The 16,741-nt window shown below is 30.1% G+C and carries 12 protein-coding genes and 1 riboswitch; of the genes, 1 reads left to right on the top strand and 11 read right to left on the bottom strand.

Annotated features, from left to right (window positions below; translation table 11 throughout):
* Positions 1-12: 12 nt before the first annotated feature.
* From KO506_RS03980 to KO506_RS04030, 11 genes are all read right to left on the bottom strand, one after another.
* Positions 13-2,106, bottom strand: coding sequence for a HEPN domain-containing protein (locus KO506_RS03980; protein ID WP_215993597.1), 2,094 nt, complete (start codon positions 2,104-2,106; stop codon positions 13-15).
* Positions 2,107-2,238: 132 nt separating this feature from the next.
* Positions 2,239-3,486, bottom strand: a complete 1,248-nt coding sequence (locus KO506_RS03985) for a sulfate adenylyltransferase subunit 1 (RefSeq protein WP_215993598.1) — start codon at positions 3,484-3,486, stop codon at positions 2,239-2,241.
* Positions 3,487-3,602: 116 nt separating this feature from the next.
* On the bottom strand, positions 3,603-4,508 hold the full coding sequence (gene cysD / locus KO506_RS03990) for a sulfate adenylyltransferase subunit CysD (protein ID WP_215993599.1): 906 nt from the start codon (positions 4,506-4,508) through the stop codon (positions 3,603-3,605).
* 10 nt (positions 4,509-4,518) lie between these two features.
* Positions 4,519-5,133 carry a phosphoadenosine phosphosulfate reductase domain-containing protein gene (locus tag KO506_RS03995; protein WP_215993600.1) on the bottom strand — a complete coding sequence of 205 codons (615 nt, stop codon included), beginning with the start codon at positions 5,131-5,133 and terminating at the stop codon, positions 4,519-4,521.
* Complete coding sequence (locus tag KO506_RS04000; protein WP_215993601.1) at positions 5,133-5,396, bottom strand: DUF2061 domain-containing protein; 264 nt, start codon at positions 5,394-5,396, stop codon at positions 5,133-5,135. Before KO506_RS04000 ends, KO506_RS03995 begins: the two co-directional genes overlap by 1 nt.
* 226 nt (positions 5,397-5,622) lie before the next feature.
* Complete coding sequence (locus KO506_RS17075; protein WP_252726775.1) at positions 5,623-6,840, bottom strand: acyloxyacyl hydrolase; 1,218 nt, start codon at positions 6,838-6,840, stop codon at positions 5,623-5,625.
* A gap of 40 nt (positions 6,841-6,880) precedes the next feature.
* A complete protein-coding gene (locus KO506_RS04010; RefSeq protein WP_215993602.1) occupies positions 6,881-7,294 on the bottom strand; it encodes an RrF2 family transcriptional regulator in 414 nt (137 codons plus the stop codon).
* Between the two features lie 112 nt (positions 7,295-7,406).
* Positions 7,407-8,612: a polysaccharide lyase family 7 protein gene (locus KO506_RS04015; protein ID WP_252726776.1), complete on the bottom strand. Its 1,206-nt coding sequence runs from the start codon at positions 8,610-8,612 to the stop codon at positions 7,407-7,409.
* A 146-nt stretch (positions 8,613-8,758) separates the two neighbouring features.
* Positions 8,759-9,925: a trans-sulfuration enzyme family protein gene (locus tag KO506_RS04020; protein ID WP_215993603.1), complete on the bottom strand. Its 1,167-nt coding sequence runs from the start codon at positions 9,923-9,925 to the stop codon at positions 8,759-8,761.
* Positions 9,926-9,994: 69 nt separating this feature from the next.
* The gene (gene thrA, locus KO506_RS04025) at positions 9,995-13,396 is read right to left on the bottom strand and encodes a bifunctional aspartate kinase/homoserine dehydrogenase I (protein ID WP_215993604.1); all 3,402 of its coding nucleotides are present in this window, start codon (positions 13,394-13,396) and stop codon (positions 9,995-9,997) included.
* 53 nt (positions 13,397-13,449) lie between these two features.
* Positions 13,450-14,724 (bottom strand): O-acetylhomoserine aminocarboxypropyltransferase/cysteine synthase family protein, encoded by a 1,275-nt coding sequence (locus KO506_RS04030; protein ID WP_215993605.1) that lies wholly within the window; start codon positions 14,722-14,724, stop codon positions 13,450-13,452.
* Positions 14,725-14,914: 190 nt separating this feature from the next.
* Positions 14,915-15,045, bottom strand: a riboswitch (SAM riboswitch).
* A gap of 310 nt (positions 15,046-15,355) precedes the next feature.
* Between KO506_RS04030 and metK the strand changes: the two genes are divergently transcribed.
* On the top strand, positions 15,356-16,612 hold the full coding sequence (metK, locus tag KO506_RS04035) for a methionine adenosyltransferase (protein WP_215993606.1): 1,257 nt from the start codon (positions 15,356-15,358) through the stop codon (positions 16,610-16,612).
* Positions 16,613-16,741: the final 129 nt, after the last annotated feature.

The raw sequence follows: 16,741 nt of genomic DNA on the forward strand, positions 1-16,741 counted from the left end.
CTTTTAAGCTTTTTACTGCGTAATTGCAGTTTCTGCTGCTCTATATGCTCTAACTTTTTCTAAAAAAGTATTGGCATCATTAATATACTTTTGTGCAAATTCTGCTGTTGGTGCAAATTTATTAATTTGATAAATTAATTCTGAAAAAGATGTACCTAATTCTATTTTACTACTTTTTACAAATAAATCATCGAATTGAGAAATAATACTTGCGTGTGTATTTGTTTTCTTATTTTCTGCTAATAAAGATGCTTTTGCCGAATTTACAATTGATTGATATGTATAGTAAATTGAACCAGAATATATTCCATTTTCTAAAGCTTCTTTTGCGTTATCAATTTTCTCTTCACTTTCTAAAAACAAGGTAGCAATTAAATCGATAACAACACCTGCACATTCTCCAATTCCGATTTCTTTAACATACTTTTCAGATTCTCCCCAATCAATAAAATCTTCTTGAGTTAAATTAGTTGCGTCTTGTAAATCATTTAAGAAATTATAGAAATATTTTTCTCCTTTTTCTTTATAGTACTCTACAAATTGTTTTCCGTTTGCATTTGCTTCAAAATCGTTTAAAATTCTTCTTAATGCTTCTGGACCTCTTCTACTTGGTACTTTTACAACTTTGTCTGCAAAAGCTCCATTTCCATTTCCTAAATTACCTCCACCTAATAAAACTTGCAATGCTGGTGCAACTAATTTATCTGGCGTTCTTACTGTCATCCCTTGAAAACCGATGTTTGCCATATTGTGTTGACCACAAGCATTCATACACCCACTAATTTTAATTACTAGATCTTCATTTTTTAAATATTGAGGATATTCTGCAGCAATTACTTTTTCTAATTCTTCTGCAATACCTGTACTACTTGCAATACCTAAATTACATGTATCTGTACCTGGACAAGCTGTAATATCTACTGCTTTGTTATAACCAGCTTCTACAAAACCTAACTTTTCTAATTCTTGATAAAAATAAGGTACTAAATCTTCTTTGACAAACGGAATTACAATATTCTGACGTAAAGTTAATCTGATTTCTCCTGCTGCATATTCATCTACTAAATCTGCTAATAATCTTGCTTTATCTGTATAAAAATCTCCTAACAACACTTTTATTCCGATTGCAACAAATCCTTCTTGTTTTTGCGGAATTAAATTTGTCGATTTCCATAATTCAAATGCTTCTTGGTTTTTAATTGCAACCTGAGGAACATCAACAGAAACTGGAGTTGAAGCAACATAAGCATCTGCATCTATAACAACTGTTTTTAATTCAATTGCTTTTTGTTCTTGAGCAATTAAATCTTTAAAAGCTTCTAAACCTATATCTTTTAATAAGAATTTCATTCTTGCTTTGGCTCTACTTTTACGTTCACCATATCTATCAAAAACTCTTAAAACACCTTCCATTACTGGAATTATTTTATCTGATGGTAAAAAGTTATATAAAACTTCTGCATGTCTTGGCTGTGAACCTAAACCTCCTGCTGCCATTACTTTAAAACCTCTTACGCCATTTTCAATTTTAGCAATAAAACCTAAATCGTGTAAATAAGACAAACCTGTATCTTCATCAGTAGAAGAAAAAGAAACCTTGAATTTACGACCCATTTCTTGACAAATTGGGTTACGTAAAAAGAATTTATATAATGCATCTGCATAAGGAGAAACATCAAAAGGTTCGTTTACATCTATACCTGCAGTTTCAGAAGCAGTTACATTTCTAACCACATTACCACAAGCTTCTCGTAAAGTAACATCATCTCTTTCTAATTCTGCCCATAATTCTGGAGTTCTATTTAGATCTACATAATGAATTTGAATATCTTGACGAGTTGTAATATGCAATCTTCCTCTAGAATATTCATCAGAAACTTCAGAAATTCTACGTAATTGATTGCTTTTTACTTTACCATAAGGCAACTTAATACGAATCATTTGCACGCCTTCTTGACGTTGACCGTAAACACCTCTTGCTAAACGAAGACTTCTAAATTTTTCTTCATCAATTTGTAGGTTATTGAATGCAGCAATTTTATCTGCTAATTCAATAATATCTTTTTCTACAACCGGATTTTCTATTTCTGTTCTAAAACTTTGCATGCTAATAGCCCATCCTAACCTTCTAAAATGAGAAGGGATTTTTACTTGGGCAGTAAAAATATTGTTAATTATTTTTTTTATTCTTTATTCATCAGCTTAATTATTTTCCTTTTTAAAGGATTAAATAAGCTTTTATTTTATGAAACCAACACCAACAGTGTTATTCGTTTTTGGGTTGATTAAAATAAATGAACCATTTGATTTGTTATTTTTATAAGCATCAAACGCTAAAGGTTTACTCAATTTTAATTGTACATCACCAATTTGATTTAATTCTAATTCTGATGGATTTTCTTCAATACCAGAAAAATCGGTTTTAATGATGCTTGATAATTGCGTAATTTTTGCTTGTGCATCATTTACACCATGTTTGATATAGTATTTTTGTGATGCTTGTAAAGGTTCTTTATCCATCCAACAAATTGTTGCGTCTAATTGCTTTGCAATTTTTGGCTCCTCATTTGTTTTTACTAACATATCTCCTCTACTTACATTTACATTATCTTCTAAAGTTATGGTAACTGAGCTTCCTCTTTTTGCTATTTGATATTCTTTATCGAAGAAATTGATTGTTTTAATTTTCGATTTTGTTAAAGAAGGTAAAACTGCTACTTCATCTCCTACTTCAAAATCTCCTCCGTAAATCTTACCTGCATAACCTCTAAAATCATGGTATTCTTCTGTTTTTGGCCTGATAACAGTTTGTACAGGAAAACGTGTTTGTGATTCGTCATTAATATCTTCTGTATCTAAAGCTTCTAAGTGATGCATTAGTGTTTCTCCTTGATACCAACTCATATTGTCAGATTTTGCAACTACATTATCTCCTTTTAATGCTGATAAAGGAATGAAAGTTAAATTCTGACCTTTATATTCGCTTTTGCTTGCTAAATACTCAATTTCTCCTTTTATTACGTTGTATTTTTCTTCTGAATAATCAACTAAATCCATTTTGTTTACAGCAATTACAACATCTTTAATCCTTAATAGATTATTGATAAAAAAGTGTCTGTAAGTTTGCTCTACAACTCCATTTCTAGCGTCTATTAAAACAATAGAAGCTTGTGCTGTAGAAGCACCTGTAACCATATTTCTTGTATATTCTATATGACCTGGTGTATCTGCAATAATGAAACTTTTGCTTGGTGTAGAAAAATAAATGTGTGCTACATCTATTGTAATACCTTGCTCACGTTCTGCAACTAAACCATCTGTTGCTAAAGAAAAATCTAAATAATCAAAACCTCTTTGCTGACTTTTTTCTTCTATGGCTTCTAACTTATCATCTGTTAATGATTTGGTATCGTATAAAATACGACCAATTAAGGTACTTTTACCATCATCTACACTTCCTGCTGTTGCTATTTTTAGTACTTTCATTTTTTTTGAGCTGTTGGCTTTTCGCTAAATAGCTATTCGCCTAATTTTATATTCTTTTATTTATACTGATGGCTAATTGCCAAAAGCGAAATGCGAAAAATTTGTAAAACAAATTTTTAAAAATATCCTTGTTGTTTTCTTTTTTCCATTGCTGCTTCAGAACGTTTATCATCAATTCTTGCACCTCTTTCTGATATAGATGAATCTCTAATTTCTTCTACAACTTTATTGATGTCTATTGCATCTGATAAAACTGCTGCTGTACAACTCATATCACCTACTGTTCTAAAACGAACCATTCTTTCTACAACTTCTTCTTCTTCATCTCTATAAACAACTTCATCGTCTGCAGACCAAATCATACCATCTCTTACAAATGTTTTTCTTTTGTGTGCAAAATAAATAGATGGAATTTCGATTTCTTCTTGTTCTATATAAGACCAAACGTCTAATTCTGTCCAGTTTGATATTGGAAAAACACGTACATTCTGACCTAAATCTATCTTACCATTTAACATGTCAAAAACTTCTGGACGTTGGTTTTTTTCATCCCACTGACCAAAATCGTCTCTTACAGAAAAGATTCTTTCTTTTGCTCTTGCTTTCTCTTCATCTCTTCTGGCTCCTCCAATACAAGCATCGAAACCAAATTCTTCTATAGCATCTAAAAGTGTTTCTGTTTGCAACATATTTCTACTTGCATACCTACCTGTTTCTTCTTTTACTCTACCAGAATCGATATTATCTTGTACGTTTCTAACAATAAGCTCTACACCTAATTCTTTTGTTAACCTATCTCTAAATTCTATAGTTTCTGGGAAGTTATGACCAGTATCTATATGCATTAAAGGAAATGGAATTTTTGCAGGATAAAATGCTTTTTGTGCCAAACGCACTAAAGTAATACTGTCTTTTCCTCCAGAAAATAATAACACTGGTTTTTCGAACTGCGCAACTACTTCTCTAAAAATATAAATTGCTTCGCTTTCTAAAGCATCTACTTGTATTGTTGTATGACTCATGTCTTATTTTTTATATATGTAAACCACATTCGCGGTTACTTTCTACTTTTGTTGGATCGAAATAAGTGAATTCATTTGGTAAATTCTTTTCTTCTAAATACGCATCTAATTGTTCATCTGACCAGTTGTAAAATGGACTTACTTTTACAATTCCGTCTTTACTTTGAGATACTATATCTATACTATTTCTGAATGCAGTTTGCCCTTTTCTTAAATTTGTAAACCAAACATCTGGTTGATGTTCTTTCATTGCTCTTGCAAATGGCTCTAATTTTACTTGCTCTGTAAAAGTTGCATGTTTAGAATCTTCTATTGATGGCACTCCTAAAACTACATTTCTATGAGAAGCAGTTTGCTTTGGCACATATAATTGAATGTTTAAACTTAGTTTTTCAATTATATCTTCTGCGTGTTTATAGGTTTGTACAGTATTATAACCTGTATCGCACCAAATTACTTTTATATCTTTTTTCACTTCTGTTACTGCATTTAAAATTGCAACTTCATAAGGTCTAAAATTAGTAGTAATTACTGCATTTTTTGCTAAAGAAATAGCCCACGAAATAATTTCTGCAGGGCTTTTATCTTTTAATTCTTTGTTTATTTTATCTAAATCTAGGCTCATTATTTTCCCCATTTTATTTTATTCCAAATTCTTTCGTGAAAAAAGTATAAAACTAATTTCGTTAAAAAATCTACGGATGCTATTGATGCTGCTAAGGCTATTTTACCTGTTAAAAAATAAGATACTATTAAGGTATCTAAAGTACCAACAACTCTCCAACTTAATGCTTTTACAATACTTCTTACAGGTTTTTCTGAAGTTACATCTTCTTCGAAACTTTGTTTTGCTATCTTTTTGCTAAAAATCATTTGATCTGCAATCATAAGAATTCATTAATATTAATACCCTATTTATTTAGTAGGGTATGCAAACATACATCATTTACAAACAAAAAGTCGAGATAAAAACATAAAAATTACTTAAAGCCTACTGAATTAGTAGATTAATAATAAATGAAGCTAATAATTGTGAATATTTTATTACTAAAAGGTTGTAGTTGAAAATATTTTACCCTAATTTTATGAAAAATATAGTGTAGGTATCAATGTTCTAAAAAGTTTTACCAAAAGTTAATTGAAGAGGTATTGCTACTCCATCATTTTTAGTAAAAATATTTCCATTAGAATAATGCATAATACGCAACTCTAAATTGTATTTTCTTTCTTTACCAAAAAACACACCAAAACCCATTGTATCTTGATAAGTGCTTTTGGGACCAGTTTCTGTGTTATCTATATTACTTTTAGAAATATAAGTTGGTCCAATTATTGAATAATTTGTATAAAAATCATAATCTTTTTTTCTTAACAAATAGAAGCGCAAAACAGGAAAAATTGAAAATGCAAATACATCTGTTTTTCCTCTTGTAGATTGAAAATAAGTAGCACTCACACCCCAATCTAAAGAGAATATTTTCTCTGACCTATAAATTAATCTCTGGTAAGTTAAAGATAAAGCATGCTTTGCTTTTATTTCTCCAACCCAAAAAACAGGAATCCCAAAACTATCGAAATTACCAACCTTCATACTCATGCCAAAAAATTCATTTACACCAAAACCAATGTCTCCTGTACCATAACTCACTTGAAAAATGTTGTTCGGAAAAAAATAATCGTTATTTGAATACTCCTCTGCAATTTTATCATCAACCTGTTGTAAATGATATTCAAAACCTAAAGAAAACTGAGAAATTAATGGTTGATTTTGTTTTTCTGATTTTGGTAAAAAGGTTCCGTTTGCAGATAATCGCCATTTGTTGGTTAACTTATATTGTAAGCCAAGACCGTAAATTAAACTTGCATAATGTGCATCATTATAAATAACTTTATCATCTATAGAAAAACCAAATCTGGTTAAATTAGCAATACCAGCTTCTGCATAAAAAGAGGTTTTGTTTGACAAATAAAAATCTTTTTTTAGTGATAGAAACCAAGCATTAATCCATACACTTCTATCATAACCAATATTATTTACATTATCGTATTTAAACCAAGAAGCAGGTCTCATTGTACCAAATTGTGCAGATAAATTGTCAGTTATTTTATGACCTAACATAAACCTACCAGAAAACCAGTTTTTACTAAAGCTATCTGTTTTATAACCATCAATTAAATTATCATTTGAAAAAGGATAAAAAATACCACCGAAATTGACACTATAATAGGAGTTGGCTAAAAAATTAGTAAATTTTGTTCTTTGTTTTTCTTGACTAAAAAGAGAAAGTGAAATAAAGAAAATTAGGACTAGAGATCGATTTTTATTTTTCATTTAATTTGTAGCAATTTCATCAAAAATAAAAAAACTAATATTAATTATTGGTTAAATCTGCTAATGTTGTATTTCTAAAAATTTGCAGAGTATTGTCTCTTACTTGGGTCATTAATTTATGAACTGTACAGGTATTTTCATCTGGACAATCGTCACATTTTTCATAAAAATTAAGACTCACACAAGGCACCATTGCAATTGGCCCTTCTAAAATCCTCATAACATCTGTCATTTGAATTTCTGATGACTCTTTAATTAAATAATAACCACCACCTTTTCCTTTTTTAGAACCTAAAAAACCATTTTTACGAAGTGTTAAAAGGATACTTTCTAAAAATTTAAGGGAAATATTTTCACTTTGAGAAATTGTAGCTATAGATACAGGTATTTTATCTTCCTGTTTTGCTAAATAAGTAAGCGCTTTTAACCCGTATTTTGTTTTTTTAGATAGCATATTACAAAACTACATAATTTAATGCAATTACTATACTAAAACACTAGGATAAACTTTAAACCTAAAGTTATAACTAAATACTAATAAGAAAAATTGGTGTCTAAAAAATTTCTTAATTTGTGGTATGAGATTTTTCTAATGCGTAAAAAGTAGCTTGCACATAGTCATCAGCATCACCAGAATTATTTTGGTTATAAACACCTGCCTTAAAATACATATATTGCCCACTTACATTAAACCCACTATCTTTCATATCAACAGTTTTAACAACATTTTCTTTACCTTCTCTAATAATTGTTACAGTTAAACTATCTCCAATAACATTAATTGTGTAACTAAATTTTTCATTAAGCGCAATTCCATCAGAAGGATTAGAAGCACTACTACTTCTAGAACCGATCATTTCGTACCATTGTTCATTTCCATTACCTTCTGTTGGTTCGTGAGCAAAGTAAATTGAGCCCAAAGTATTATTAGCTAATTTCCTATAATAAAGACGAATGGGTTCATCATCATTTGCATGTATTTGCCCTACAATAACACGCCCTTGCTGACTAGAATCTCCTGTAGTCGTTACATAATTTACAGAAAGAGTTGCAGACATTTCTCCATCATAAGCAGCTGCAGCATTTATATCTGCTTGCGGTGCAGAACCAAAAACCCAATTATTTTTATTTACACCTTGCGTACTAATACTTGTATCTGTCCCTCTTAACATTTCTCTCAATTCAACCCTGGTGTAACTCGTATTTTCTGATGTTTTAAATCCATCTACTGGACATTTAAAAACCATACCTCCATCTTCTGCTGTATAAAAATAATTGCTATTTACATACGCACTATTAATTTCACTTACTGTAATTGTTGTTGCTATACCATTACCTTTATCTTCAGGAATACTTAAATTCCAAGTGGATAAATCAAAATTTTCTGATGGTGCTTTATTTGCATCCAACTCACCTGTATTTTCTTCTCTGGCAGCCTGTGTTACTGTTATCGTTTTTGTAAGATTACCGCCTTTAACAGTAATGGTTCCTGTTCTTTTTTCGTAGATTGTATTTGATGATACAGTTACTTCTACTATAGCGTTATTGGTTCCATATCTTGGTTCTATTGATATCCAATTCACATCAATCTCTGTAAACCAATACATATTTGCAGTAATATTTAGTAATTGAGTTTCTTGATACGCAGAAAACTCATTAACTGTAGTTACCTCTAAAATTTCTGTTAACTCTTCTTCTGTTTCGCTAGAACCACAAGCAGAAAAAGACATTAATAAAAAACTAAGAAAAAGTAATCTGTAGGCATTTTTCATAAGACAAATAATAACTTTATAATTGATTTTTTAAAAATACAAAATTGGTTAACCAATTTATGTTATTTTTAAATAAAATTATTATTTAGCTATATAAAAACCTTATCATAGATACTTTACTTTGAGAAAAGTAATGTTGTAAATTACTAATTTTCTAAAGCCTGACTTAAATCTGCTATAATATCACTTGCATTTTCTAGACCAACAGAAACTCTTACCAAACCGTTTGTAATACCAACTTCTAATCGATCTTCTTCTGACAAACGTCCATGAGTTGTAGAAGATGGATGTGTGACAATAGTTCTAGTATCACCCAAGTTTGCTGATAAAGAACACATCTTAATTTTATTTAAGAATTTTCTACCAGCTTCAATTCCGCCTTTAATTTCGAAAGCAACAATATTGCCTCCTAATTTCATTTGTTTTTTGGCAGTTTTGTACTGTGGATGAGATTCTAAAAAAGGATATTTCACCAACTCTACATTATTATTTTCTTCTAAAAAAGAGGCAACTTTTAAAGCATTTTCTGAATGTTTTTCTACACGTAAAGACAACGTTTCTAAACTTTTTGATAACACCCAAGCATTAAAAGGAGACATTGCTGGCCCAGTATTTCTAGCAAATAAATAGATTTCACGAATCAAATCTTCTTTACCTACTGTAACTCCACCTAAAACTCTTCCTTGGCCATCCATTAATTTAGTTGCTGAATGGACTACCAAATCTGCACCAAATTTTATGGGTTGTTGTATATAAGGTGTTGCAAAGCAATTATCAACAATAAAAATTAGATTGTGTTTTTTGGCAATATTACCTATCAACTCTAAATCTAAAATATCAACAGCAGGATTTGTTGGTGTTTCTATATAAAGAATCTTTGTATTTTCTTTAATTAAACTTTCTACCAAATCTACTTCATCAACCTTAAAATAAGAAGTTTCTATATTCCATTTTGGCAAATATTTGGTAAACATACTGTGTGTAGAACCAAAAACAGATCTACAAGAAACAATATGATCGCCTGCATTTAACAATGCTGCAAATGACGAAAAAATTGCAGACATACCAGTTGCAAATGCGTAACCAGCTTCTGCACCTTCCATTTTTACAACCTTATCTACAAATTCTGTTGTATTAGGGTTTGTAAATCTGCTGTATAGATTACGTTGTTTTTCTTCTGCAAAAGAAGCACGCATGTCTTCTGCATCATCAAAAACAAAACTTGATGTTAAATATAAAGGTGTAGAATGTTCAGAAAATTGACTTCTTTCTGTTTGATTTCTAATTGCTTCTGTTTCGAAATGTTTACTCATTATTATGATTTTTGGTTGATAGTTTTTGATTGATGGTTTTTACTAATAACCAAAAACTAAAACCCTTTTTTAGTTGTTATGTTTTGCTAATCTTAATATGTCTCCAAAAACACCTCTTGCTGTTACACTTGCTCCTGCTCCTGCTCCTTGAATTACAATTGGTTGTTCTCCATAAGATTCTGTATAAATTTCAAAAATTGCATCAGAACCTTTTAAAGAACCTAAAGGTGTATTTTTGTTTGTGGAAACTAATTTCACCTCTAAAGTACCTTTATTTTGTGATAAATCTCCACTTAATTCGCCAATATAACGTAAAACGTTGTTAGGTTCTTGATTTTCTTTTATGGTTTGATATTCATCGTTCAATAAGGCTAATTTCCCTAAGAAATCTTCTGCAGCACCTTCTCTTAAATTTTCGGGAATTAGGTTTTTAATTTTAACCTCATCAAACTCGTTTTCTAATTCTAACTCTCTTGCTAAAATTAATAATTTTCTGGCAACGTCATTTCCTCCTAAATCTTCTCTTGGATCTGGTTCTGTAAATCCTTTATCAATGGCTTCTTGCAAAGTTTCTGAAAAAGATACATCTTCAGCAGAAAAAGTATTAAAAAGATAACTTAAACTTCCAGAAAAAACACCTCTAATTTTAGTGATATTCTCACCAGATTCATGTAATAAACGAATGGTATCTATTAAAGGTAAACCTGCACCAACATTGGTTTCGTATAAATATTGTTTTTTATATTCTTTTAATTTGGCTCTTACTTCTTTGTAAAAATCAAAAGATAACGTATTGGCAATTTTATTACAAGAAACCAAATCGAAACCTGACTCTATTAACGGAATATAATTGCCTACAAAATTTACACTTGCTGTATTATCAACCGCAATTAAATTTTCGAAATGATTGGCTTTTGCAAAAGCAATAATATCGCTAACTTTTACATTTTCTTCACCATTTTCTAAAAGATTTTCTTTCCAGTTTTTAGAAACTCCATTTTTATTTAACAATACTTTTTTAGAGTTTGCAACTGCAAAAACATTCAATTGTAATTTGCGTCTTTCTAAAACAGATTGTGTATTTTCTATAATTTGATCGATTAATGTTCCACCAACCAAACCTTTACCAAAAATAGCAATGTTTATCTTTTTGGTTACCCCAAAAACCTGACCATGAATTACATTTACAGCTTTATACAATTGCTCTTTTTTAACCACCAAACTCACATTTTTACCTGTAACTGTGTTATTAAATAAAAGCGGTACAATTTGATTTTTAATTAAAGCATTGTATGGATGATGAAATTGACTTAAATCTTGTCCAATAATAGAAATTACAGAAACTTCATCAAAAACTGTTATTTGATTTACATCTTGTGCCTGAAAATCACTTTCAAACTCATCTTTTAATGCATTTACAGCTCGTAAAGTATTTTCGGCATTTATCACCAAACCAACACCTCTTTCAGAGGAACCTTGTGCAATAATATTAACACTAATATCTTCTTTACTTAATGCATTAAAAATACGAGCATCTACACCAACTTTACCTAATAAACCTCTACCTTCAAAATTAATCATCGCCATATTTTCTATGGTAGAAATTGTTTTAATCCCTTGTGATGCAGAAGTAGATGAAATTAAAGTTCCTTTATCTTTTAAATTAAAAGTATTTAAAATTCTAAGGTTTATGTTTTTTTCTATTAACGGAATAATTGTTTTAGCATGTAACAAATTTGTACCAAAAGTAGCTAGCTCATTAGCTTCATTAAAAGACAATTGATCTATTTTTTTAGCATCTGCAACTAATTTTGGATCAGCAGTATAAATACCACTTACGTGTGTATAATTTTGAAGTTCATCTGCATCTAAATAATTTGCCAATAAAGCTGCAGTATAATTGCTTCCATTTCTACCTAAAGTGGTTGTTTCTCCTTTTTTGTTTGATGAAATAAAACCTGTAACAATGTTAATTGTAGATTTGTTTTCTTTAAAATATTGAATTACATTTTCTTTAGAAACTCCTTGAATAGGTTGTGCGTTACCAAAATTTTCATCAGTAATTATTAACGATCTTGCATCAACAGGGTTTACAGAAATAGATTCTTTTTCTATTAAACTAGCCACTAATTTTACTGATAATAATTCACCTTGCGCTAAAACTTCATCTTTAATTTTCTGGCTATAATCACCTAACAAAGAAACACCTTCAAAAATGGTTTCTAATTTAGAAAATTCTTGAGAAAAATCAACTGCCTTATTAGGTTCTTGTTGATATTCTTTAAATGCTAAAAATTTAGATTTATATTCCTTTTTTGCAGCTGCATTTTGTAAAATAGCTTCTAAATCATTTGTAGAATTTCCTCTTGCAGAAGCAACAACCGTAATTTTATCTCCGCTTTTAAACTTACTAACTATAATTTCTATAGCATTTTGTAAGCCTTTTCCATTCCCTAAAGATTTACCTCCAAACTTTAAAACTTTCATCTTCTTTTCTCTATAATCTTTATTAAAAATTGGTTCTATAATTTTTTGTAGTTGATCATATTCCATTAAAAATGCATCATGACCATGCACTGAATTTATCTCATTATAGGTAACATTGTCTTTTGTTAATGCTATTTTTTTATGCGTTTCTCTATTTTCTTCTGCTGTAAAAAACAAATCAGAATCTACACCTATAATGTGAATATTAGCATCTATCTTATCCAAAATTTCATCAGACTTTACACCACCTTTTGTTACATCTATCGTTTTTAATAATTGATTCATTAATTTATAAGATGATAATTGGTAACGTTCTTGTAAAGATTTACCATGATGTAATAACCAACTTTCTACATCAAAAATATCTGAATCTTCTTTTTTAGATCGATGAAAACGTTCTTTAAAACTTTCTGGCGTTCTGTAACATAACATCGCGTGCATACGTGCGTCATGAACAGGATTACTAGAATTTACCAAAAATTGTTCTTGAATTTGACAATTGGCAATTAACCAATCTGTTGATTTCCAATCGGTTGCAATTGGTAAAAAATGTTGCGTTAATTTATTATTTAACACCATCATTTCCCAAGCAATTCCACCACCTAAAGAACCACCAATTAAAGCAAATAATTGCTTAATTTTTAAAACGGATAATCCTTGTAAAAAAAGTTTTGCAATATCTCTAGCAATAAAATCTTTGTAATTATCTATCAGAAACTCATCAAAACCATTACCAGGAATATTAAAAGATAATACTGTATAAACAGTTGTATCAATGGCTTTTTCTTTGCCTACAATGTCTTTCCACCAACCATTTTTACCACCAACTTCGCTATTACCTGTTAATGCATGATTGATTAAAACCACAGGAGCTGAACCTAATTCTTTACCAAAAACTTGATAACTTAAATTTAATTCAGAGATAAGTACACCAGCTTCTGTGGTAAAATCTTTTATTTTAATATGTTCTAATGGTTGTGTCAAATCTTTTATAATTAATACTTACAAGATTTTAGAAACCTTGCAGGTTATACAATTTATATTTCTGAAAAAGCCGCTTTTAAATCTGCTTTTAAATCTTCTAAATCTTCAATACCAACAGACAAACGAATTAAATCTTGAGAAACCCCTGCACTTGCTTGTGCTTCTTCATCTAATTGTTGATGTGTTGTACTTGCTGGATGAATTATCAATGATTTTGTATCACCTATATTTGCTAATAAAGAGAAAACTTTTGTTTTATCTGCAATAGTTTTTGCTGCTTCAAAACCTCCTTTATGCCCAAAAGTTACAATTCCACTTTGTCCTTTTGGTAAATATTTTTTAGCCAAACCATTGTACTTGCTGCTTTCTAATCCAGGATAATTAACCCAAGCCACTTCTTCTTGTGCTTCTAACCAAGTTGCTAAAGCCAATGCATTTTCTGAATGCTGTTTAATTCTAACTGATAAAGTTTCTAAACCTTGAATAATATTAAATGCATTTGTAGGACTTAAAGCACCACCAAAATCACGTAATCCTTCTAAAATTAATTTAAACGTATAAGAGGCAGCACCCAAAACTTCGTGATATTTTAACCCATGATAACCTGCAGAAGGTTCTGTAAATTCTGGGAATTTTCCATTTGCCCAGTTAAAAGTTCCTGCATCTATTATTGCACCACCTAAAGAGGTTCCTTGACCACCAATATATTTTGTTAAAGAGTGAATTACAATATTTGCTCCGTGTTTAATAGGATTTAATAACGCTGGTGTAGCCACAGTGTTATCAACAATAAAAGGCACTTCTGCAGCTTTAGAATGCTCAGCAATTGCTTCTAAATCTAAAACATCTAACTTCGGATTTCCTAAAGACTCTACAAAAAATGCTCTTGTATTTTCTTGAACAGCATTCTTAAAATTATCAGGATTAGAAGCATCAACAAAAGTAGTTGTAATTCCGAATCTTGGTAAAGTAACACTTAATAAATTATAAGTTCCACCATACAAACTACTAGAAGCCACAATATGATCTCCAGCTTTTAATAAAGTTAACAAACCTGTTGAAATCGCTGCTGTTCCTGATGCAAAAACTACAGCTCCAATTCCGTCTTCTACAGCTGCTAAACGATCTTGTAAAATTTGATTTGTTGGGTTGTTTAATCGCGTGTAAATAAAACCTAATTCTTTTAATGAAAAAAGATTAGCTGCATGTTCTGAATTGTTAAAAACATAAGATGATGTTTGATAAATAGGCACAGCTCTTGTGCCTCCATTTGCTTTTACATCATGACCTGCGTGCAACGCATTTGTTGCTAATTTTTGAGTACTCATTTTTCTATTTTTTTGAGTTAATTTAGATTCCTACTTTCGTTGGAATGACATTTTCAAAAGAAACTCAATACGTTGTATTGTGAATCGCTTTGAGATTAAAACAAAAGTCAAATTCATCAATTTTTGTTGATGTTTTTACTAGAAAAATGTTATTAAGAAAACTAAATATTCAAACTTGGAATATTCTTTTTTGTTATCTATCCAACTAAAAATAGTTGAGTAGAATTTAGCACCTTCTTTAAAATACAGAATAGATTTCTGCATTACAAAGGGTTGCTAAGGCTTCATTGGGTCTAATCCCTTCACCTTTCTTGATAACATTTCAATAAGTTATTGAACTTTGTGAGTACAAATATTGCAATAGAAAAATTTAATATCCAAGTAAAATGCAATTTATTTTATATTATTTAACAAATTGATAGTATTTTACGAATTAACCCTAAAAAAGAATATTTTTTTTATATAAATGCAATTATTTATAAGAATGATGTAAATTTGCATTTCAATACAGAGGAAAAATTTGAACTGATTGCAACCTCTTAAAAAAAATGCTAAAGCAGTAATTACCTACTTCTTTTAGCGACAAAGCAATCATTTATTATTATAATTTATTTAAAATACATATAAATTTATGTCGTATTTATTTACATCAGAAAGTGTTTCAGAAGGGCATCCAGACAAAGTTGCAGATCAAATATCTGACGCTTTAATAGATAACTTTTTAGCTTTTGACAAAGAAAGTAAAGTGGCTTGCGAAACTTTAGTAACAACAGGTCAAGTAGTTTTAGCTGGTGAAGTTAAATCTAAAACCTATTTAGATGTTCAAAAAATTGCAAGAGATGTAATCAATAAAATTGGTTACACAAAAGGCGAATATATGTTTGATGGAAATTCTTGTGGAGTTTTATCTGCAATTCACGAACAATCACCAGATATAAACCAAGGTGTAGACAGGTCTAGCCCAGAAGAACAAGGTGCAGGAGATCAAGGAATGATGTTTGGTTATGCTACTGACGAAACTGAAAACTATATGCCTTTGGCTTTAGAATTATCTCACAGATTGCTAAAAGAATTGGCAGAAATCCGAAGAGAAAATTCAGATATTACGTATTTAAGACCAGATGCAAAAAGTCAGGTAACTATAGAGTATTCTGATGATAACGTTCCACAAAGAATTGATGCCATTGTAATTTCTACTCAACATGATGATTTTGATCCTTCAGAAGAAATAATGTTATCAAAAATCAAAAAAGACATTGTTGAAATTTTAATACCAAGAGTTATTGCAAAATTACCTGCTCATATTCAAAAATTATTTACTGATGATATTACGTATCACATAAATCCTACTGGAGTATTTGTTATTGGTGGACCACATGGAGATACTGGCTTAACAGGTAGAAAAATTATTGTAGATACTTATGGTGGAAAAGGCGCTCATGGAGGAGGAGCATTTTCTGGAAAAGATCCAAGTAAAGTAGATAGATCTGGAGCTTATGCAACAAGGCATATTGCTAAAAACTTAGTTGCTGCTGGCGTTTGTAAAGAAGTTTTGGTTCAGGTTTCTTATGCTATTGGTGTAGCAAAACCAACAAGTATAAATGTAGAAACTTACGGTACTTCTAATATTAATTTAACAGATGGAGAAATCAGTAAAAAAGTAGCTTCTATTTTTGACATGCGTCCTTATTTTATTGAGCAACGTTTAAAATTAAGAACACCTATTTATTCAGAAACTGCTGCTTATGGACATATGGGAAGAACATCAGAAGTAAAAACGGTTACTTTTTCAAATCCTATGGGAGAAACTGTTTCTGAAGAAGTAGAAACTTTTACTTGGGAAAAACTAGATTATGTTGACACAATAAAAGAAGCTTTTAATTTATAAGTTTTACTACTATTTAGAACAATTATAAAGACCCTTTAAAACAAAGTTTTAGAGGGTTTTCTCTTTTATTCCTTTAACAAAAATTTAAGGTTTAGGTTTTTATAGTTTGCGTAATTTCGAAAACAATTC

The organism is Polaribacter vadi, from assembly GCF_018861005.1.
In the GTDB taxonomy this organism is placed as follows: Bacteria; Bacteroidota; Bacteroidia; order Flavobacteriales; family Flavobacteriaceae; genus Polaribacter; species Polaribacter vadi_A.

Coding starts and splice junctions, on each gene's coding strand:
- KO506_RS04015 (WP_252726776.1), bottom strand. CDS start 8,612: ATGAAAAATGCCTACAGATTACTTTTTCTTAGTTTTTTATTAATGTCT.
- KO506_RS17075 (WP_252726775.1), bottom strand. CDS start 6,840: ATGAAAAATAAAAATCGATCTCTAGTCCTAATTTTCTTTATTTCACTT.
- KO506_RS04020 (WP_215993603.1), bottom strand. CDS start 9,925: ATGAGTAAACATTTCGAAACAGAAGCAATTAGAAATCAAACAGAAAGA.
- cysD (WP_215993599.1), bottom strand. CDS start 4,508: ATGAGTCATACAACAATACAAGTAGATGCTTTAGAAAGCGAAGCAATT.
- KO506_RS03980 (WP_215993597.1), bottom strand. CDS start 2,106: ATGCAAAGTTTTAGAACAGAAATAGAAAATCCGGTTGTAGAAAAAGAT.
- KO506_RS04000 (WP_215993601.1), bottom strand. CDS start 5,396: ATGATTGCAGATCAAATGATTTTTAGCAAAAAGATAGCAAAACAAAGT.
- KO506_RS04010 (WP_215993602.1), bottom strand. CDS start 7,294: ATGCTATCTAAAAAAACAAAATACGGGTTAAAAGCGCTTACTTATTTA.
- metK (WP_215993606.1), top strand. CDS start 15,356: ATGTCGTATTTATTTACATCAGAAAGTGTTTCAGAAGGGCATCCAGAC.
- KO506_RS03995 (WP_215993600.1), bottom strand. CDS start 5,133: ATGAGCCTAGATTTAGATAAAATAAACAAAGAATTAAAAGATAAAAGC.
- KO506_RS03985 (WP_215993598.1), bottom strand. CDS start 3,486: ATGAAAGTACTAAAAATAGCAACAGCAGGAAGTGTAGATGATGGTAAA.
- KO506_RS04030 (WP_215993605.1), bottom strand. CDS start 14,724: ATGAGTACTCAAAAATTAGCAACAAATGCGTTGCACGCAGGTCATGAT.